The sequence below is a fragment of the Aurantimonas manganoxydans SI85-9A1 genome, assembly GCF_000153465.1.
Taxonomy (GTDB): domain Bacteria; phylum Pseudomonadota; class Alphaproteobacteria; order Rhizobiales; family Rhizobiaceae; genus Aurantimonas; species Aurantimonas manganoxydans.
The window spans coordinates 1-16,701 of the sequence record NZ_CH672387.1; the positions used below are offsets into that span (position 1 = coordinate 1).

The 16,701-nt window shown below is 67.2% G+C and carries 20 protein-coding genes and 1 tRNA gene; 8 read left to right on the plus strand and 13 right to left on the minus strand.

Annotated features, from left to right (window positions below; all coding sequences use genetic code 11):
- Positions 1–112 precede the first annotated feature (112 nt).
- Both SI859A1_RS00285 and SI859A1_RS20630 read left to right on the plus strand, forming a co-directional pair.
- Positions 113–1,312 (plus strand): IS256 family transposase, encoded by a 1,200-nt coding sequence (locus tag SI859A1_RS00285; RefSeq protein ID WP_009207891.1) that lies wholly within the window; start codon positions 113–115, stop codon positions 1,310–1,312.
- A gap of 50 nt (positions 1,313–1,362) precedes the next feature.
- Entirely contained in the window at positions 1,363–1,497 is a 135-nt protein-coding gene (locus SI859A1_RS20630; RefSeq protein ID WP_081451295.1) for a YjiS-like domain-containing protein, read from the plus strand.
- Between the two features lie 114 nt (positions 1,498–1,611).
- On the opposite strand, the gene SI859A1_RS00290 is transcribed toward SI859A1_RS20630, so the two are convergent.
- Complete coding sequence (locus tag SI859A1_RS00290; RefSeq protein WP_040324882.1) at positions 1,612–1,929, minus strand: DUF167 family protein; 318 nt, start codon at positions 1,927–1,929, stop codon at positions 1,612–1,614.
- 21 nt (positions 1,930–1,950) lie between these two features.
- The gene (locus SI859A1_RS00295; RefSeq protein ID WP_009207892.1) at positions 1,951–2,253 is read right to left on the minus strand and encodes a YggT family protein; all 303 of its coding nucleotides are present in this window, start codon (positions 2,251–2,253) and stop codon (positions 1,951–1,953) included.
- Between the two features lie 176 nt (positions 2,254–2,429).
- Between SI859A1_RS00295 and SI859A1_RS00300 the strand changes: the two genes are divergently transcribed.
- Together SI859A1_RS00300 and SI859A1_RS00305 are read left to right on the plus strand one after the other, a co-directional pair.
- Positions 2,430–2,505, plus strand: a tRNA-Ala gene (locus tag SI859A1_RS00300).
- A gap of 139 nt (positions 2,506–2,644) precedes the next feature.
- Positions 2,645–3,868, plus strand: a complete 1,224-nt coding sequence (locus SI859A1_RS00305) for an MFS transporter (RefSeq protein ID WP_040326087.1) — start codon at positions 2,645–2,647, stop codon at positions 3,866–3,868.
- Between the two features lie 19 nt (positions 3,869–3,887).
- Here the strand turns inward: SI859A1_RS00305 and SI859A1_RS00310 are convergent, their stop codons facing one another.
- On the minus strand, positions 3,888–4,586 hold the full coding sequence (locus SI859A1_RS00310; RefSeq protein WP_009207894.1) for an HAD family hydrolase: 699 nt from the start codon (positions 4,584–4,586) through the stop codon (positions 3,888–3,890).
- Between the two features lie 99 nt (positions 4,587–4,685).
- Entirely contained in the window at positions 4,686–5,696 is a 1,011-nt protein-coding gene (locus SI859A1_RS00315) for an LLM class flavin-dependent oxidoreductase (protein ID WP_009207895.1), read from the minus strand.
- A gap of 167 nt (positions 5,697–5,863) precedes the next feature.
- Between SI859A1_RS00315 and SI859A1_RS00320 the strand changes: the two genes are divergently transcribed.
- Positions 5,864–7,657: an L-lactate permease gene (locus SI859A1_RS00320; RefSeq protein ID WP_009207896.1), complete on the plus strand. Its 1,794-nt coding sequence runs from the start codon at positions 5,864–5,866 to the stop codon at positions 7,655–7,657.
- Positions 7,658–7,750: 93 nt separating this feature from the next.
- Here SI859A1_RS00320 and SI859A1_RS00325 read toward each other — a convergent pair whose 3' ends face one another.
- Positions 7,751–8,971: an argininosuccinate synthase gene (locus SI859A1_RS00325; protein WP_009207897.1), complete on the minus strand. Its 1,221-nt coding sequence runs from the start codon at positions 8,969–8,971 to the stop codon at positions 7,751–7,753.
- A gap of 194 nt (positions 8,972–9,165) precedes the next feature.
- Here SI859A1_RS00325 and SI859A1_RS00330 point away from each other — a divergent pair, with 194 nt between their 5' ends.
- Together SI859A1_RS00330 and SI859A1_RS00335 are read left to right on the plus strand one after the other, a co-directional pair.
- A complete protein-coding gene (locus SI859A1_RS00330) occupies positions 9,166–9,810 on the plus strand; it encodes a LysE family translocator (protein WP_040324885.1) in 645 nt (214 codons plus the stop codon).
- 1 nt (position 9,811) lies between these two features.
- Complete coding sequence (locus tag SI859A1_RS00335) at positions 9,812–10,258, plus strand: EamA family transporter (RefSeq protein ID WP_009207899.1); 447 nt, start codon at positions 9,812–9,814, stop codon at positions 10,256–10,258.
- Positions 10,259–10,268: 10 nt separating this feature from the next.
- Here SI859A1_RS00335 and SI859A1_RS00340 read toward each other — a convergent pair whose 3' ends face one another.
- From SI859A1_RS00340 to thpR, 7 genes are all read right to left on the minus strand, one after another.
- Positions 10,269–10,928: a glutathione S-transferase family protein gene (locus SI859A1_RS00340; RefSeq protein ID WP_009207900.1), complete on the minus strand. Its 660-nt coding sequence runs from the start codon at positions 10,926–10,928 to the stop codon at positions 10,269–10,271.
- 81 nt (positions 10,929–11,009) lie between these two features.
- Entirely contained in the window at positions 11,010–11,231 is a 222-nt protein-coding gene (locus SI859A1_RS00345; RefSeq protein WP_040324887.1) for a BrnA antitoxin family protein, read from the minus strand.
- A gap of 5 nt (positions 11,232–11,236) precedes the next feature.
- Positions 11,237–11,692, minus strand: a complete 456-nt coding sequence (locus tag SI859A1_RS00350; RefSeq protein ID WP_009207901.1) for a hypothetical protein — start codon at positions 11,690–11,692, stop codon at positions 11,237–11,239.
- A gap of 105 nt (positions 11,693–11,797) precedes the next feature.
- The gene (rlmN, locus tag SI859A1_RS00355) at positions 11,798–13,039 is read right to left on the minus strand and encodes a dual-specificity RNA methyltransferase RlmN (RefSeq protein WP_009207902.1); all 1,242 of its coding nucleotides are present in this window, start codon (positions 13,037–13,039) and stop codon (positions 11,798–11,800) included.
- A gap of 189 nt (positions 13,040–13,228) precedes the next feature.
- Entirely contained in the window at positions 13,229–13,735 is a 507-nt protein-coding gene (locus SI859A1_RS00360; protein ID WP_009207903.1) for an invasion associated locus B family protein, read from the minus strand.
- A gap of 355 nt (positions 13,736–14,090) precedes the next feature.
- Positions 14,091–14,471 (minus strand): YkvA family protein, encoded by a 381-nt coding sequence (locus tag SI859A1_RS00365; RefSeq protein ID WP_009207904.1) that lies wholly within the window; start codon positions 14,469–14,471, stop codon positions 14,091–14,093.
- 83 nt (positions 14,472–14,554) lie between these two features.
- The gene (gene thpR, locus SI859A1_RS00370; RefSeq protein ID WP_009207905.1) at positions 14,555–15,148 is read right to left on the minus strand and encodes an RNA 2',3'-cyclic phosphodiesterase; all 594 of its coding nucleotides are present in this window, start codon (positions 15,146–15,148) and stop codon (positions 14,555–14,557) included.
- Between the two features lie 178 nt (positions 15,149–15,326).
- Between thpR and SI859A1_RS20075 the strand changes: the two genes are divergently transcribed.
- Entirely contained in the window at positions 15,327–16,016 is a 690-nt protein-coding gene (locus SI859A1_RS20075; RefSeq protein WP_050767377.1) for a GNAT family N-acetyltransferase, read from the plus strand.
- On the opposite strand, the gene SI859A1_RS00380 is transcribed toward SI859A1_RS20075, so the two are convergent.
- Positions 15,991–16,671, minus strand: a complete 681-nt coding sequence (locus tag SI859A1_RS00380; RefSeq protein ID WP_040324890.1) for an arylesterase — start codon at positions 16,669–16,671, stop codon at positions 15,991–15,993. The two genes, SI859A1_RS20075 and SI859A1_RS00380, sit on opposite strands and share 26 nt — an antisense overlap.
- Between the last annotated feature and the right edge of the window lie 30 nt (positions 16,672–16,701).

The window sequence follows — 16,701 nt, forward strand, 5'->3', positions numbered from 1 at the left end:
TCTCGTCCGCGCCTTTCATCGCGCTGTAGGACGAGATTGGCGGCGCGGTGGTCACCAGCGGTTTCCGGTTAGGCTTGGGTTGCGAGACCTAACTGCAACCGGAGATCCCCTGATGACCAATGACATGATGGGCCTGCGCAGCCTTCTGGAGAAGACCCCTGATGCCGATCTGCTGCGCGAGATGATCGGCTTTGCCGCCGAGCGGCTGATGGAACTGGAGGTCGGTGCCGCGACTGGCGCCGGCTATGGCGAGAAGAGTGCCGAGCGCCTCGCCCAGCGCAATGGCTACCGCGACAGGGACTGGCAGACGAGAGCCGGCACAGTCGAGTTGCGCATCCCAAAGCTGCGCAGGGGCAGCTACTTTCCCGGCTTTCTGGAGCCGCGGCGCATGGCCGAGAAGGCCCTGACGGCCGTCATTCAAGAGGCCTATGTCCAGGGCATCTCGACGCGCTCGGTCGACGACCTGGTCAAGGCGATGGGCATGACCGGCATCTCCAAGAGCCAGGTGTCGAGGCTGTGTGAAGAGATCGACGGCAAGGTAAAAGCCTTTCTGGAGCGGCCGATCGAAGGCGACTGGCCCTATCTCTGGATCGACGCCACCTACCTCAAGGTCCGCCGCGGCGGCCGCATCGTCTCGGTTGCCGTGATCATCGCCGTCGGCGTCAACGCCGATGGCCGGCGTGAGGTTCTCGGCATGGAGATCGGCACCTCGGAAGCCGAGCCGATCTGGACCGAGTTCCTGAGAAAGCTGACCCGACGCGGCCTTCGCGGCGTGAAGCTCGTCGTGTCCGACGCTCACGAGGGCATCAAAGCCGCGGTCACCAAGGTGCTAACGGCGACATGGCAGCGCTGCCGCGTGCACTTCATGCGCAACGTCCTGGCCCATGCTGGCAAGAGCGGCCGTCGTGTCGTCTCCGCCTTCATCGCCACCGCCTTTGCCCAAGAGACGCCAGAGGCCGCCAGCCAGCAATGGCGCTCCGTCGCCGACCAGATCCGGCCAAAGGTGCCGAAGCTCGCTGCCATCCTCGACGAGGCCGAGCCCGACGTGCTGGCCTACATGACCTTCCCTAGGGAGCATCGGGCCAAATTGCACAGCACGAATCCGATCGAGCGGCTGAACGGCGAGATCAAGCGGCGCACCGACGTCGTCGGCATCTTTCCCAACGATGAGGCCATCCAGCGCCTCGTCGGCGCGCTGCTGCTCGAGCAAAATGATGAGTGGGCGGTTCAGCGGGCCAGGTACATGACACTGGAATCCGTCGCTCCCCTGAGCGATGATCCGTTCGTTAGCCTGCCAGCCGTGGCACGCTGATCAATCCGGCTTGGCCGGAACCGCACGGCCATCGCCGTCAGCTACACCACATGGTGGGACACTATCCCTACCGCAACCATCGCAACCAGATCCGCCAGCTGGAAATGATGGACGACCGCGAGCTCGCCGACATCGGCGTCGGCAGGTCGCAGATCACTCAGGCCGTCCGCTTCGGCCGTCTCTGAGACTTGAGGCCGCGGCGCAGGACGCCGCGATCGGGCATCGATCCGCTCTGCCCCACATGAATGCATGCCACGCCGCCTTCGACTAAGTTCGGGCGGCGTTTTGGTGTCTAAAGGTCAGTTCAGGGCGTTCAGCGCCGTCGCGAGGCGCTCGGCGTCGCCGGTGAGGCGCAGGGTCTTGACCCGCGACGTGTGGCCCGCGACCAGCGTGACCGACGATTTCGGAACGCCGATCGTCTTCGCCAGGAGCTTGAGAAGCGCGGCATTGGCCTTGCCGTCCTCGGGGACGGCCCGCACCCGGGCCTTCAGGAATGCCCGTCCCGCCGCATCCGTCACGCTGCCCTCGATCCGGTCTGCGGCGGATTTCGGCGTCAGGCGGATGTCGACGAGGACGGCATCCTCGCCGTCAGGCCGCCAGAAGCGCGCTTCCGTCACCGGGTCGGACGGAGCGATCGCTCAGATGCCGGCGCTGTAGATCGCCGGATTGATATAGACCGCGATCAGATACTGCAGGAACATGATGGCGAACAGGACGACCAGCGGCGACAGGTCGATGCCGCCGAGATCCGGCAGGACCCGGCGGATGCGGCGATAGACCGGCTCGGTCATCTGCCACAGGAAGCGGCCGACGGAGTCGACGAAGGGATTGCCGGGATTGACGATGTTGAAGGCATAGAGCCACGACAACACGGCCGACGCGATCACGATCCACCAGTACAGATTGAGTGCCTGATAGAGGACGTAGGTGACTGCAAGCATCAAATCGGGCCCTTTGCGATAACGGTTTCGGATGTAGCCATCGCCTTGCCGATACGCAAGCCGCGCCCGCTTCGCAGCCTGCGCGACCGGCCCGGTCCGGTCGCGCCGGGGCCGCCAAGCAAGGGGCGTTGACAGGGCCGGCGCCGCGGCACTAAATGCCGGTCGAAATGGTGGACGGGGCTGTAGCTCAGTTGGGAGAGCGCGTCGTTCGCAATGACGAGGTCAGCGGTTCGATCCCGCTCAGCTCCACCAGCCATCATTTCCTTCCAGGACATCGCGCAGTCATGGTCCGCCTTGCCCGGTTGGTGCGGGCCGGATCGTTGCAGGTGCATGGGTGACACAGGACAGTGAGACCGCTTCCGCCGCGCCGGGTGTTCCCGACACGAGCGCCATTCCGGTCGAGGATCGCTTCGCCGCCTTCCGCAATCCGCGGTTCCTGCGCTACTGGCTGTCGCGCTTCTTCTCGACCTTCGCCATCCAGATCGTCGTCGTCTCCGTCGGCTGGCAGATCTACGACCTGACCCGCAATCCGCTGGATCTGGGGATCGTCGGCCTCTGCCAGTTCCTGCCGGCGCTCGTTCTGGTGCTGGTCACCGGGGCTGCCGCCGACCGATATTCGCGGCGGATGATCATGGCGGTGGCGATCCTCGTCGAGGCGCTCGGCGCCCTCGGGCTGCTGCTCCTGACCTGGCACGGCCTCGCCACGCCCTATCCGGTCTTCGCGATCCTTGTCGGCTTCGGCATCGCCCGCGCCTTCTTCGGTCCCGCCTCGCAGTCGCTGGTCGTCAATCTCGTGACGAAGCGCGAACTTGCCAACGCGATTGCCTGGAACTCCTCCTCCTGGCAGATCGCGGCGATCGTCGGCCCGGTCGCCGGCGGGCTGCTCTACGGCGTCTCGCCCGTCGCCGCCTACGGCACCGGCCTGACGCTGTTCGTTGCGGCTGCGGTTCTCGTCCTGTCGATCGCAGCGCCGGCCCAGAAGCGGTCCAGCGAACCGGCGAGCTTCGAGACCATCGTCGCCGGCTTTCGCTTCATCTGGTCGGAGAAGGTGGTGCTCGGCGCGATCTCGCTCGATCTCTTCGCCGTGCTGCTCGGCGGCGCCGTGGCGCTGATGCCCGTCTATGCGCGGGACGTCCTGCATGTCGGCCCCTGGGGGCTCGGACTCCTTCGGGCAGCGCCCGGCATCGGCGCAGTGTCGATGGCGGTATGGCTCACGGCCCATCCGATCAAGACCCATGCCGGCGTCAAGATGTTCGTCTTCGTCGGCCTGTTCGGCGCCTTTACCGCATTGTTCGGCATGGCCACCGTACCGTGGCTCGCCATCGTCGCGCTGATCTTCATGGGCGCGTCGGACATGATCAGCGTCTATATCCGCGAGACCATCATGCAGCTCTGGACGCCGGACGAGGTTCGCGGCCGGGTCAACGCCGTCAACATGGTCTTTATCGGCGCGTCCAACGAGCTCGGCGAGTTCCGCGCCGGGGTGATGGCCTTCTGGATCGGCGCCGTGCCGGCGGTGGTGCTCGGGGGCCTCGCGACAGTCGGCGTCGCCGGCCTGTGGTCGTGGATGTTCCCCGACCTGCGCAAGGCCCAGCACCTGGCCGGCCGCGACTGAGGCGTGGGCCGGCCTGCGCTCAGCCGATCTCGGCGAGGATGTAGCGCACTTCGCCGAGCCTGTCGACCTGCCTGAAGCGCGGCGCGTTCCCTGGCAGCTCGGCATGTTCCAGCGCCCAGGTCAGCTCGTGCGGGACGTGGACGCCGAAGCTCCCGGCCGCCAGCGCCGGCAGCACATCCGACTTCAGCGAATTGCCGACCATCATGGCGCGGGCCGGCCCGTCGCCGTGGCGGGCGAACAGCCGCTCGTAGGTCGCCGCCGTCTTGTCGCTGACGATCTCCACCGCGTCGAAGTAGTCGCCCAGTCCGGAGGCCGCGAGCTTGCGCTCCTGGTCGAACAGGTCGCCCTTGGTGATCAGCACCAGCCGATAGCCGCCAGCGAGCATGGCAAGGGTCTCCTGCGCCTCGGGCAGGGCTTCGACCGGGTGCTCCAGCATCTCGCGGCCGGCATCGAGGATCTGCCGGACGATGGCCGGCGAGGCGGTGTCGCCGGTGACGTCCAGCGCGGTCTCGATCATCGACAGGACGAAGCCCTTGATGCCGAATCCGTAGTGGCCGAGATTGCGACGCTCGGCCTCCAAGAGCCGGCTGGACACGAGTTCCGCGTCGGCATGATCAGCCAGCATTTCGCGGAACCGGGCCTCGGTCAGCTGGAAGAACCGCTCATTGTGCCAGAGCGTGTCGTCGGCATCGCAGCCGATCGTGGTGAGGGCGGGCATCGGGCGCACTCCGCATCCGTGACGCGCAATCTCTAGCGCCGCGCACCGGCGCTGCAAAGCGCCCGGGCGGCGAACAGCCCGCCCGAAGCCCGTGACTGCCTACTCCGCAGCGTCGCGGCGCGCGCCGATCTCCTGCATCACCCCGGCGGCGATCTCGAAGGAGCGCTTGCGCGCCGCGTGGTCGTGGATCTGGCCGGTCAGGATCACCTCGTCCGGGCGGTAGGTGTCGATCAGCGCCGACAGGCTGGCGGCGACACTGGCCGGCGAGCCCGTGGCCGAGACCGACAGCGCCTGGTCGACCATGGATTTCGCCATCGGATCGACGCCGGCCTCGAAATCGTCGACCGGCCGCGGCAGCGGGCCGGGCATGCCGGTGCGCAGGTTCACGAAGGCCTGCTGCATGGAGGATTTCAGCACCCGGCCTTCCTCGTCGCTGTCGGCGGCGAAGACGTTGATCGCCAGCATGAAATGCGGCTCGGGCCAGCGCTCCGACGGCCGGTAGCTGTCGCGATAGACCTCGACGGCCTGGGCGAGCGCGCCCGGCGCGAAATGCGACGCGAAGGCATAGGGCAGGCCGAGATGGGCGGCGAGCTGGGCGCCATAGAGGCTGGAGCCGAGAATCCACACCGGCACCCGGGTGCCCTCGCCAGGCACCGCGCGGATGCGCTGGTTCGGCTCGGCCTCCTCGAAATAGACCATCAGCTCCATCACGTCCTGGGGGAAGTTGTCGGAGTTGTCGAGGCTGCGGCGCAGCGCCCGCGCGGTCATCTGGTCGGTGCCCGGCGCGCGGCCGAGGCCGAGATCGACCCGGTCAGGATAGAGCGTCGCCAGGGTGCCGAACTGTTCGGCGATCACCAGCGGGGCATGGTTGGGCAGCATGACGCCGCCGGCGCCGACACGGATGGTCTGCGTCTGGCCGGCCACATAGCCGAGCGCCACGGCCGTCGCGGCGCTGGCGATGCCGGTCATGTTGTGGTGCTCGGCCATCCAGTAGCGCGTGTAGCCGAGCGCCTCGGCGTGGCGTGCCAGATCACCGGAATTGTGCAGGGCGTCGGCGGCGGTCCCACCCTCGGGGATCGGCGACAGGTCGAGGACGGAATAGGGGATCATCGCTTGGCACCTTTCGGGATCAGACTTTTGTCTATCTGGGGATCGCAGGAGCCCGGGAAAAGCCGGTCTGAACAGTCAATCGTCAGGACGGCGAACAATCCCTCTTGCTTTCTGTCCAGCCGAGGGAAATTAGCAGCCAAGTCACTCACCCTTCGGAGGAAACGGGAATGGGGCAGGGAGTTCTCTTCGGCCTGGCATTGCTGCCGGTCGCGATCGTGTTCGTCTTGCTCGTCGTCATGCGACGCTCGGCCAAGCTTGCGATGCTGGTGGCCTATGCGGCCACGGCGATCATCGCGCTGACGGTCTGGGGCCAGGATCTCGGCACGGTCGCCGGGGCCACGGTCAACGGCCTCGTCACCGCGCTGACGCTGCTCTTCATCATCTTCGGCGCCATTCTCGTCCTGCAGACCGTGCATGAAAGCGGCGCCATCCGCGCCATTCGCCGCGGCTTCACAGACCTGTCGCCTGACCGCCGCATCCAGGCGATCATCATCGCCTGGCTGTTCGGCTCGATGATCGAGGGCGCGTCCGGCTTCGGCACCCCGGCCGCGGTCGCCGCGCCGCTTCTGGTGGCGATCGGCTTCCCGGCCATGGCCGCCGTGCTGGTGACGCTGATCATCCAGTCGACCCCGGTCTCCTTCGGCGCCGTCGGCACGCCGATGCTCGTCGGCATCAACACCGGCCTGTCTGGCAATGACGGCGTCTTGCAGACCATCTCGCCGCTGCCGCTGATCGATTATGTCTACGCCATCGCCGCCAATGTCGCGATGGTCCACGCCCTCGTCGGCTTCGTCATCCCGCTGATCATGGTCGGCATGCTGACCCGCTTCTTCGGCGCCAACCGCTCGTTCATGGAGGGCTTCCGGGTCTGGAAGTTCGCGCTGTTCGCCGGCATCGCCTTCACCGTCCCGTATTATCTGGTGGCATGGCTGCTAGGGCCGGAGTTTCCGTCGCTGGTCGGCGGCCTGATCGGCCTTCTGATCGTCGTGCCGGTGGCGCGCCGCGGCTTCCTGTTGCCGAAGGACCGGTTCGACTTCCCGGCGCGGCAGGGCTGGAACGACCACTGGTTCGGCACGCTGAAGGCCGCCGAGGCGGAAGAGGTGGCGGCGGGCCATGCCAGCGGCCGGCAGATCTCGCTGCTGCGCGCCTGGTCGCCCTATCTGATCATCGCCGTGCTCCTAGTGCTGACCCGGGTCGTCGCCCCGTTGAAGGCGGCGCTGACCTCGCCAAGCGCGACGCTGGCGTTCAACGATCTGTTCGGCTCGGGCATCAACGCCACGGCGCAGTTGCTCTATTCGCCGGGTGCGGTGCTGATCATCGCCTCGCTGCTGGCGGTGTTCATCTTCGGTATGAGCGGCAAGGCCTATGCGCGGGCCTGGGCCGGGTCGGCCCGCACCATGGTCGCGGCCGCTCCGGCGCTGCTGCTGGCGGTGCCGATGGTGCAGGTGTTCCTGAACACCGGTCGCGGTCCGCTGGAATCGATGCCGCTGGTGCTGGCCGAGGGCGTCTCCAGCGTGGTCGGCAGCGCCTGGCCGCTCTTTGCGCCGCTGATCGGGGCGCTCGGCGCCTTCATCGCCGGCTCGAACACCGTGTCCAACATGATGTTCTCGCTGTTCCAGTTCTCGGCGGCCGAACAGATCGGTCTCGGCGCGGCCGGGGCGATGATCGTGGTCACGTTGCAGGCCGTGGGCGGGGCCGCCGGCAACATGATCTGCGTCCACAATGTCGTCGCGGCCTCGGCGGTGGTGGGCCTGACCGACCGCGAGGGCGAGGTGATCCGCATGACGCTGATCCCCATGGCCTACTACGTCGTGCAGGCCGGCCTGATCGGCATGGGGCTGATCTATGGCGGCATCTGGCTGATCCTGGCGGTCGTCTGGCTGGCGATCGTCCTGACCGCCATGGCCTTCAACCGCAGCCGGCGCCCTGTGGCCGCGCAGGAGCCGGCGCCCGCCCGATAGGCGCACGGTTCCGGCAAACAAAAGGCCCGGCGGAGCGATCCGCCGGGCCTTTGTCGTTCGGGTCTGCTGCCGGCGAGGGGCGCCCGGCGATGCCTAGCGGCCGTCGCGCTTGGCGAGCGTGCGCAGGCGCAGGGCGTTCAGCTTGATGAAGCCGGCGGCGTCCTTCTGGTCGTAGGCGCCGTGATCGTCCTCGAAGGTGACCAGCGCGTCGGAATAGAGCGACTTCGCGCTCTCGCGGCCCTCGACGATGACATTGCCCTTGTAGAGCTTCAGCCGCACCGTGCCCTCGACATGGCGCTGGCTGTGGTCGATGGCGGCCTGCAGCATCTCGCGCTCCGGCGAGAACCAGAAGCCATTGTAGATCAGCTCGGCATAGCGCGGCATCAGCTCGTCCTTCAGGTGCATCGCACCGCGGTCGAGGGTGATGGATTCCATGGCGCGATGGGCGGCGAGCAGGATGGTGCCGCCCGGCGTCTCGTAGATGCCGCGCGACTTCATGCCGACGAAACGGTTCTCGACGAGGTCGAGACGGCCGATGCCGTTGTCGCGGCCCAGATCGTTCAGCGCCGCCAGCAATTCGTGCGGCTTCATCGCCTTGCCGTCGATGGAGACCGGATCGCCGTTCTTGAAGCCGACGGTGATGATCGTCGCCTGGTCCGGTGCGTCCTCGGGGCTGACGGTGCGCATGAAGACGTAGGGCGGTGCCGATTCCGCCGGGTCTTCCAGAACCTTGCCCTCGGAGGAGGAGTGCAGGAGGTTGGCGTCGACCGAGAACGGCGCCTCGCCGCGCTTGTCCTTGGTCACGGTGATCTGGTTCTTCTCGGCGAAATCCAGGAGATCGGTGCGCGACTTGAACTCCCAGTCGCGCCACGGGGCGATGACCTTGATATCGGGGGCCAGCGCATAGGCCGACAGCTCGAAGCGGACCTGGTCGTTGCCCTTGCCGGTGGCGCCATGGGCGATGGCGTCGGCGCCGGTCTCGCGGGCGATCTCGACCAGCCGCTTGGAGATCAGCGGTCGGGCGATCGACGTGCCCAAAAGGTAGGTGCCCTCGTAGACCGCGTTGGCGCGGAACATCGGGAAGACGAAGTCGCGGCAGAATTCCTCGCGCACGTCCTCGATGTAGATCTCCTTGATCCCCATCATCTCCGCCTTCTTGCGGGCCGGTTCCAGCTCTTCGCCCTGGCCGAGATCGGCGGTGAAGGTCACGACCTCCGCGCCGTATTCGGTCTGCAGCCATTTCAGGATGATCGAGGTGTCGAGGCCGCCCGAATAGGCGAGGACGACCTTCTTGATGTCGCGATGCTGTGCCATGGGTTCTTCCGTCTTGAAGTTTGCATGGGCTCTAGCGCAAAGAGGGCCGCGAGGGAAACCGGGCATCGGGCAGGCAGGGCCGGTGCGGGCGGAAATCCGGTGGCGTTCGGCCCGTTGCGGGCATAGGTTCGGCGCCGTTCGGCCGCTGCCGTATTCGGCACCGGCGAAGGGTCCGGCACACAGATGAGGGCGTGATGAGCTTTCTTCCCGATCTTGCGACGCTGCTCGCCTTCGTCGCCGCGGCGTTCGTCCTGACCATCACCCCCGGGCCGGACATGACGCTGTTTCTCGGCCGCACCCTGTCGGAAGGCCGGGCCGCCGGCTTCGCCGCCATGCTCGGCGCGGCGACGGGCATCCTCGTCCACACCAGCCTTGCCGCCTTCGGTGTCTCGGCGCTGATCGCCGCCTCGCCGGAAGCGTTCCTGGCGCTGAAGATCGTCGGTGCCGGCTATCTCGTCTTCCTCGCCATCCAGGCGATCCGCGGCAGTTCCACCTTCCGCCTCGACGGCACGGCGGCGCGGCGTCCACACAGCCTGTTCTCCAACTGGCTGACCGGGATCGGGATCAATCTCCTCAATCCGAAGATCATCCTGTTCTTCGTGACCTTCCTGCCGCAGTTCGTGTCGGCGCGCGACAGCGACGTCGCCGGCAAGCTGTTCTTTCTCGGCGTGTTCTTCATCGTTCTGGCGGTGCCGATGAGCGCGGCGATGATCCTGGCCGCCGACAGGTTCGCTGCAGCGCTGAAGCGCCGGCCGAAGATCATGCGCGGCATCGACTGGCTGTTCGCCAGCGTGTTCTCGGCCTTCGCGGTGAAGATCCTGCTGACGCAGGGTCGCTGACATGGCCGGCCCCGCTGCCGGCCTCGTCCAGTCCTGGCAGTTCTGGGCGCTCGGCGCGGCCATCTTCGCGGCGGCCACGGCGATTCTCGCCAAGGTCGGCGTCGAGGCGATCAACTCGGATCTGGCGACGCTGCTGCGCACGCTCGTCGTCGTGGTCATGCTGGCCGCCATCGTCGCGGCGACCGGGCAGTGGCAGGCCCCGAGCGAGATGTCCCGCCGCAGCCTCGTCTTCCTCGCCCTGTCGGGCCTGGCGACCGGAGCGTCGTGGCTGTGCTATTTCCGCGCGCTGAAGCTCGGCCCGGCCTCGATGGTGGCGCCGGTGGACAAGCTGAGCGTCGTGCTGGTCGCCGTCTTCGGCGCAGCCTTTCTCGGCGAAAAGCTGTCGCCGGCCAACTGGGCGGGCGTGGTCCTCATCATGGCCGGGGCGGTGCTGGTCGCCTGGCGCTGATGCGCATCATTCAGGCGTAGGCGTAGGGACCGCCGCGCTTCAGGCCGCGGCGATAGGCCGGGCGCTCGTGAATGCGCAGCAGGAAATCCCGCAGTTTCGGGCGGTCCTCGTAGCCGAAGCGCTGGGCCGCCGCCTCGACGGGAAAGCTCATCATGATGTCGGCGACCGTCATCTCCGGCCCGGCGAACCAGCCGGTGTCGCCGAGCGAGGCTTCCCAATGGTCGAGATGCAGTGCCATCTGCGGGCGCACCAGCATGTCGTCGACCTTCTTCATCGAGGTCTTCAGGATCGGTTTGGCGAAGAACGGTGCGCGGGCCGGGATCATCTGCAGCACCAGCATCAGGAACAGCGGCGGCATCGCCGAGCCTTCCGCATAGTGCAGGAAGTGCCGGGCGTCCCAGTAGTCCGCGGTGCCTTGCGGCGGCATCAGCCGGCCGTTGCCGTGACCGGCGAGAATGTATTCGACGATGGCGCCGGTTTCGGCGACGGTCCGCTCGCCGTCGGTCAGTACCGGCGACTTGCCGAGCGGATGGACCGCCTTTAGCTCGGCCGGCGCGCGCATGTCCCTGGCGCGCTCGTAGCGCTTCACGTCGTAGGTGACCTCGAGTTCCTCGAGGAGCCACAGGACACGCTGGGAGCGCGAATTGTTCAGGTGATGGATCGTGATCATGGCGCCAATCTGCCGCAGGGCAGCGTCAGGGCAAGGTCTGCCGGCGCGCCATGTCCCGCAACCACGTGCGGGAAGGCCTCTTCAGAGGCCGGCCGCCTTGCGCAGGGCGGCGTTGATCCGGTCCTGCCAGCCCGGGCCGTCCTCCTGAAAATGCTCCAGCACGTCGCGGTCGATCCGCAACGAGACCATCTCCCTGGCCGTGGGAACGCCGGTCGAGGTTTCCTTCAGCCGTTCGGTAGACGGCGTGGCGGGCTTGAAGACGGCTTCCGCGGCGGCGCGGGGATCGGTGGGGCGGCGGGCCATTCTGTCTATCCTTCGCTGGCGCCGTCGGCGCTCGGTTCGGTCCTGCGGCGGCGCCACCGGCCGGCGGATCGTCCGGCGACGATCCAGTAGGCCAGGGCAAAGCACAGGGAGGCGACGACGATCGCCGTCTGGACGCTCATATGCGGGGCGCTGCCGCCATAGGCGGTCACGATGATGGCGATGCCGCCCAGGATGCCGGCGGCGATGTGGAGAACGATCGACGACAGGGCGAAGAGCTCGGTGGCGACCATGAACAGGGCCCAGGGCACCAGCACGACCGAGCCGATCTGCGCCGCCTGGGCGAAGAAGGCGATGCCGGTATGGAACAGGAAGACGGGATCGGCGCCGGTGATGCCCCGCGGCGCGTCGAGAAACGGCCAGAGCATGGCGAAGGCGGCGGTCAGGACGGCGGCCACGAAGCCGATCGGGATCACGAAGAGAAAACGCAGGACGGTGCTCATGCGGCGGCTCTTATCCTTCCCGAACGGCCGAGGCGAGCGCCCCGCAGGCTGAATATGGGGCGGGTCGCAGAACAGGCCACGGCGGTAGGGCCGCGGCGACCGCGATCAGTCCGCGGCGAGTTCGCTGGCGCGCAGGGATTCGAGCCGGTCGCGGGCGCTCTTCTTCAGGCGCTCGGATTCCGACTTGAGCTGGCCGCAGGCGGCGAAGATGTCGCGGCCACGCGGCGTGCGGATCGGCGAGGCGTAGCCGGCCTGGTTCACATAGTCGGCGAAGCGCTCGATCTGGTCCCAGTCGGAGCACTCATAGGCCGAGCCCGGCCAGGGGTTGAACGGGATCAGGTTGATCTTGGCCGGGATGCCGCGAAGGATGCGCACCAGTTCCTTGGCGTCGGCCATGGAATCGTTGACGTCCTTGAGCATCACATATTCGAAGGTGATGCGGCGGGCGTTCGACAGGCCGGGATAGGCGCGGCAGGCGTCGAGCAGGTCCTTGAGCGGGTACTTCTTGTTGATCGGCACCAGCTCGTCACGCAGTTCGTCGCGCACGGCATGCAGCGAAATGGCCAGGCTGACGCCCATCTCCTCGCCCGCCTTGACGATCGACGGCACGACGCCGGAGGTCGACAGGGTGATGCGGCGCTTCGACAGGGACAGGCCCTCGCCGTCGGAGGCGACGGCCATCGCCTGGCGGACATTGTCGTAATTGTAGAGCGGCTCGCCCATGCCCATCAGCACGACATTGGTCACCAGCCGGCCACCGTTCGGCACGATCGCGCCAGCGGGGGTGGCCGCGTCCGGCAGGTCGCCCAGCCGCTCGCGCGCCGCCAGGATCTGGCCGACGATCTCGTCGGGCAGGAGGTTGCGCACGAGGCGCTGGGTGCCGGTATGGCAGAAGGTGCAGGTCAGGGTGCAGCCGACCTGGCTGGAGATGCACAGCGTGCCGCGGCCTTCCTCGGGAATGTAGACTGTCTCGATCTCGACCGGCCGCCCGGCGCCGCGCGGCGGAAAGCGGAACAGCCATTTGCGGGTGCCGTCGACCGAGATCTGCTCGTCGACCACTTCCGGCCGGGCGATCGTGTAGGCCTCGTGCAGCGCCTGGCGCAGCGTGCCGGCGACATTCGCCATCTGCGAGAAATCGGCGACGCCGCGCACATAGAGCCAGTGCCAGAGCTGCGCGACGCGCATGCGGATCTGCTTGTCCGGCACGCCGACGGCGGACAGCGCCTCGCCGAGGGCGGCGCGGTCGAGGCCGACCAGCGACGGCTTCTCGTCGCCGGCCATCGGCATGACGGGTGGCGCGGGGCGCGGGCGATTGGCGGCGTGGGCGAGATCGAGCGAGACGGCCATAGCATGTCCTTTCGCAGGCGACGTGCCGGCGAGACTGACTGAAATCTGGAAATTCACCCCGTCACATGACGGTTTCCGGGCGGTTTCGCAAGGTCAGGGCGTCTTTCTGGTGCCCGAAACGACAAACGCCGGGCTTGTCAGCCCGGCGTCATCATCCCGTTTTCGTCCCTTGGCCGAGGCCAGCGACGCCTACTTGCACTCGTTGATCGAGTTCAGCGCCGCCGTCACGCCCGAGAGCGAATAGGTGTAGCTGGTCTCGGTGCCGCGCTGGGAGGTCGCCTCGACGGTCATCACCCGGCCGGAGCGCAGATTGGCGACGAGCTGCGGTTCCTCGGCGGCGTTCTCCATCCAGGCGGACTCGCCCTTGACGAACATGGAGTAATCCTTGCCGTCCACGTCGACCGTGACCTTGGAGCCTTCCTTCAGCGCATAGCCCATGACGACCTGCGGCTCGTAGGAGACGCCCTGGCCCGGCTTCTGCGAGACAAGGAAGAAGATGTCGCCATGATCGACGGTGGCCGGCGTCATCTTGGTCGGCGTCGACAAGACGTAGCAGATCTTCCCGTCGGAGCCCGAGTAGGAATAGGTGCCCCAGGCGTTGAACTGGTTCATGCGCGTCGGGGTCTGGGCCGCCCCGGCGGCGCTCGAGAAGATCAGAATGGCCGCAGCGGCCGTCAGGACGTTCTTGAGGTTCATGGTTCCCCGCTCATTTCGATGTGCGTGCGTGGTATGGCTGTGGCGACCGGCACGACGCCGGACGAGAGATTACTGTCGCAGTCTAGCGGCCGGGCCTTTATCCTTGGTTAACGAAACCCCAAGGTGCGGCCGAAGATCGTCGATGTCCGGCCTGTGGGCCAAGACGGCGCCCGGCGTCGTCACCACGCGGGACAGCCCCCGGCACATCCGCCAACTTCACGGAATGTGAATGACGGAAAGAATCGGGCGACAGTTTGGCGCGCATGCCGCAATTCGCGGAAAAAGCATCGAAAATCGTTGCGAGACATGGGGTTGGCGCGATTTCATTCGGTCGCCCGGCTAGGGGCCCTCGATCTTAGTCGTCCAGCTCGCCCAGGGCCGTGCGCGCCTTCGCATAATGTTCGGGCCGGATATTGTCGCGCACCGTGCGGAACGCGGCCCAGAGAACCGCGATGTCGTCAGTGAAGCCGAGGCCGAGGATGAAGTCCGGAACGATGTCGAAGGGCAGCACGAAATAGGCGAGCGCGGCGAGGAGGATGCCACGGCTGGCAGCCGGCGTCCGCGGGTCGAGCGCGCAATAATAGGAGGCCACCACGTCCTCCATGAAAGGGATGTGGCGCAGGCCCCGGCGGACCGTGTCGAAGAAGGAGCGGCGGATGTCCGATTCCTGCCGCGCCTGCTCGGCCTCGCTGCCCGGGCGCAGGATTTCGCCGATCTTGCCGTTCTCGATTGCCATCGCATCCTCCGTCTCGCGGACGGTAGATGGATCGCATCGGGCGGCGTCTCAAGCCCCGGCGGCTCGCCGGGCGTCCCGTTCCTTCAGCCGACGCGGTATCGCGGCATCTGGCCGGCGGCGATTTCGTGGTGCGCGGCCCCGTCCGGCGCCAGCGGAAACGCCTCTTCCAGAATGTAGGGGCCGCCGCCGACTGAGTCCTTCGCCGAGAACAGGCCGAAGCGGGAGACCCTGAAGGGCAGGGTCGAGAAATTGCCGCGGCCGGCGAGATAGCGGGCGACCTCCTCGACCTTGGGCTGGCGGAGCCGGGCGATGGTCACGTGCGGCACGAATTTGCGCGGGTCGGCAGGCAGGCCCACCCGGCGGCAGATCCGGTCGATTTCGGCCTGCAACTCGGCCAGTTCTTGGGGTGCTTCGACCCCGGCGTAGAGCGAATGCGGCTTCTTCGATCCGAAGGCGGCGACGCCCTTCAGCGACAGGGTGAAGCCCGAACAGTCGATCCGGTCGAGCTGGGCGACGATCTCGTCGGCCAGGCGCGATTCCACGTCGCCGATGAAGCGCAGGGTCAGATGGTAGTTTTCGGCATCGATCCACCGGGCCGACGGCAAGCCACCGCGGAGGAAGGACAGCGACAGGGCGATGTCGTGGGGAATCTCGAGGGCGGTGAACAGTCGCGGCATCGGAAAGACCTCCGTGCGGTGTTGCCATCGCGAAAAGCGTCTCACCTCGCGAGCCATGTGGCAAGCACAGGGCAGCCCTGCAGAGGTCTTCGCCGCGTTGTTCGTTTCGCAATGCACAATTATATTCGCTTTGCGGCGCGGGAGGTCGCCGCGGGAGGGCGAAACAAGGCTGAAGAGCATGTCCAACGTCCCGTCCCCTGCACGCCCGGCAACCTCCCACGATCCCGTCCCGGCCGCCGCCAAGCCCGGCCCCGCCTCCGGACCGGTGCATGTCCGGCGCCTGCATCCGGGCGAGGAACCGCTGCTCCTGGCTCATCTCAAGCGCCTCGACCCCGAGATCCGGCGCCTGCGCTTCGGCAATGCGGTCAATGATTTCTTCCTGGAACGCTACGTGTCGCTGGCGCTCGGCGACGAGGCGCTGGTCAAGGGCCTGTTCATCGACGGCGAATTGCGCGGCGCGGCGGAACTGCGCTTCCTGACCGGGTCGCATGACGAGGCCGAGGGCGCGCTTTCCATCGAGAAGCCCTATCAGGGCCACGGCCATGGCGACCGCCTGTTCGGCCGCCTCGTCGCCAGCGCACGCAATCGCGGCGTGCGGCGGCTGTTCCTGACCTGCCTGCGCGAAAACCGCCGCATGCAGGCGATCGCCGCCAAGCACGGTGCCGACCTCAGCTTCGAGGCCGGCGACGTCACCGCCGAGATTCTGCGGCCCTATGCCGACGTGCAGAGCCTGGCGCGGGAATGGACCGACGAGACCGAGGCCTTCGCCTTCGCCATGATCGAGTGGCGGCGCAAGCGCCTGCGCAGTTTCGCCGCGCCGCTGCGCCGGCTGGCGGCGAGCTTCAACCCGTTCCCCGCTCCGCATTGATTGCAGCGAGCGCCTTGGTCACCGCCGGCAGGATACGCTCGACGATGACGGCGACGCCCTCCGGATTGGGGTGCATGCCGTCGTCCTGGTTGAGCGCCGGCACGGCGGCGACGCCATTGAGGAAGAACGGATAGAAGGCGACGTCGTATTTGTCGGCGAGGCGCTGGTAGATGCCGTCGAACTCGGCCGCGTAGTCGGCGCCCATGTTGGGCGGCGCCATCATGCCGGCGAGAAGCGCGGCCTGGTCGCGGGCCTGGAGCTTGGCGAGGATCTGGTCGAGATTGCGCTCGGTGATCCCGGGCGAGATGCCGCGCAGCGCATCGTTGGCGCCAAGCTCGACGATGACGAGATCGGCCTCCTGCGGCACCGACCATTCCAGCCGCGCGAGGCCGCCGCTGGTCGTATCGCCGGAGACGCCCGCATTGGCGACGCTGACGTCGTGGCCGGCATCGCGCAGGGCGGCCTGCAACTGCTCGGGGAAGGATTCCCCCGGGCCGACGCCGTAGCCGGCGCTCAGACTGTCGCCGAATGCGACGATCTGCAGCGTTTCGCCCGTCGCGGTGGGCGCCGCCGCCTGCTGCGCCAGTGCCGCGGCCGGCAGCATCAGCCATGACAAGATCGTCATGACCATCAGGATCGGTTGGAAGCGTTGCATCGCACACCCATATAGCGCAGGCCCCGGCCG

Excerpts from the sequence above, each read along its gene's own strand:
- thpR (WP_009207905.1), bottom strand. The coding sequence starts at position 15,148 with ATGCCGCGACTGTTCACCGCCCTCGAGATTCCCCACGACATCGCCCTG.
- SI859A1_RS00340 (WP_009207900.1), bottom strand. The coding sequence starts at position 10,928 with ATGATCACGATCCATCACCTGAACAATTCGCGCTCCCAGCGTGTCCTG.
- SI859A1_RS00350 (WP_009207901.1), bottom strand. The coding sequence starts at position 11,692 with ATGAGCACCGTCCTGCGTTTTCTCTTCGTGATCCCGATCGGCTTCGTG.
- SI859A1_RS00310 (WP_009207894.1), bottom strand. The coding sequence starts at position 4,586 with ATGCCCGCCCTCACCACGATCGGCTGCGATGCCGACGACACGCTCTGG.
- rlmN (WP_009207902.1), bottom strand. The coding sequence starts at position 13,039 with ATGGCCGTCTCGCTCGATCTCGCCCACGCCGCCAATCGCCCGCGCCCC.
- SI859A1_RS00380 (WP_040324890.1), bottom strand. The coding sequence starts at position 16,671 with ATGCAACGCTTCCAACCGATCCTGATGGTCATGACGATCTTGTCATGG.
- SI859A1_RS20075 (WP_050767377.1), top strand. The coding sequence starts at position 15,327 with ATGTCCAACGTCCCGTCCCCTGCACGCCCGGCAACCTCCCACGATCCC.
- SI859A1_RS00360 (WP_009207903.1), bottom strand. The coding sequence starts at position 13,735 with ATGAACCTCAAGAACGTCCTGACGGCCGCTGCGGCCATTCTGATCTTC.
- SI859A1_RS00330 (WP_040324885.1), top strand. The coding sequence starts at position 9,166 with ATGAGCTTTCTTCCCGATCTTGCGACGCTGCTCGCCTTCGTCGCCGCG.
- SI859A1_RS00325 (WP_009207897.1), bottom strand. The coding sequence starts at position 8,971 with ATGGCACAGCATCGCGACATCAAGAAGGTCGTCCTCGCCTATTCGGGC.
- SI859A1_RS00365 (WP_009207904.1), bottom strand. The coding sequence starts at position 14,471 with ATGGCAATCGAGAACGGCAAGATCGGCGAAATCCTGCGCCCGGGCAGC.
- SI859A1_RS20630 (WP_081451295.1), top strand. The coding sequence starts at position 1,363 with ATGGTGGGACACTATCCCTACCGCAACCATCGCAACCAGATCCGCCAG.
- SI859A1_RS00295 (WP_009207892.1), bottom strand. The coding sequence starts at position 2,253 with ATGCTTGCAGTCACCTACGTCCTCTATCAGGCACTCAATCTGTACTGG.
- SI859A1_RS00345 (WP_040324887.1), bottom strand. The coding sequence starts at position 11,231 with ATGGCCCGCCGCCCCACCGATCCCCGCGCCGCCGCGGAAGCCGTCTTC.
- SI859A1_RS00315 (WP_009207895.1), bottom strand. The coding sequence starts at position 5,696 with ATGATCCCCTATTCCGTCCTCGACCTGTCGCCGATCCCCGAGGGTGGG.
- SI859A1_RS00320 (WP_009207896.1), top strand. The coding sequence starts at position 5,864 with ATGGGGCAGGGAGTTCTCTTCGGCCTGGCATTGCTGCCGGTCGCGATC.
- SI859A1_RS00285 (WP_009207891.1), top strand. The coding sequence starts at position 113 with ATGACCAATGACATGATGGGCCTGCGCAGCCTTCTGGAGAAGACCCCT.
- SI859A1_RS00335 (WP_009207899.1), top strand. The coding sequence starts at position 9,812 with ATGGCCGGCCCCGCTGCCGGCCTCGTCCAGTCCTGGCAGTTCTGGGCG.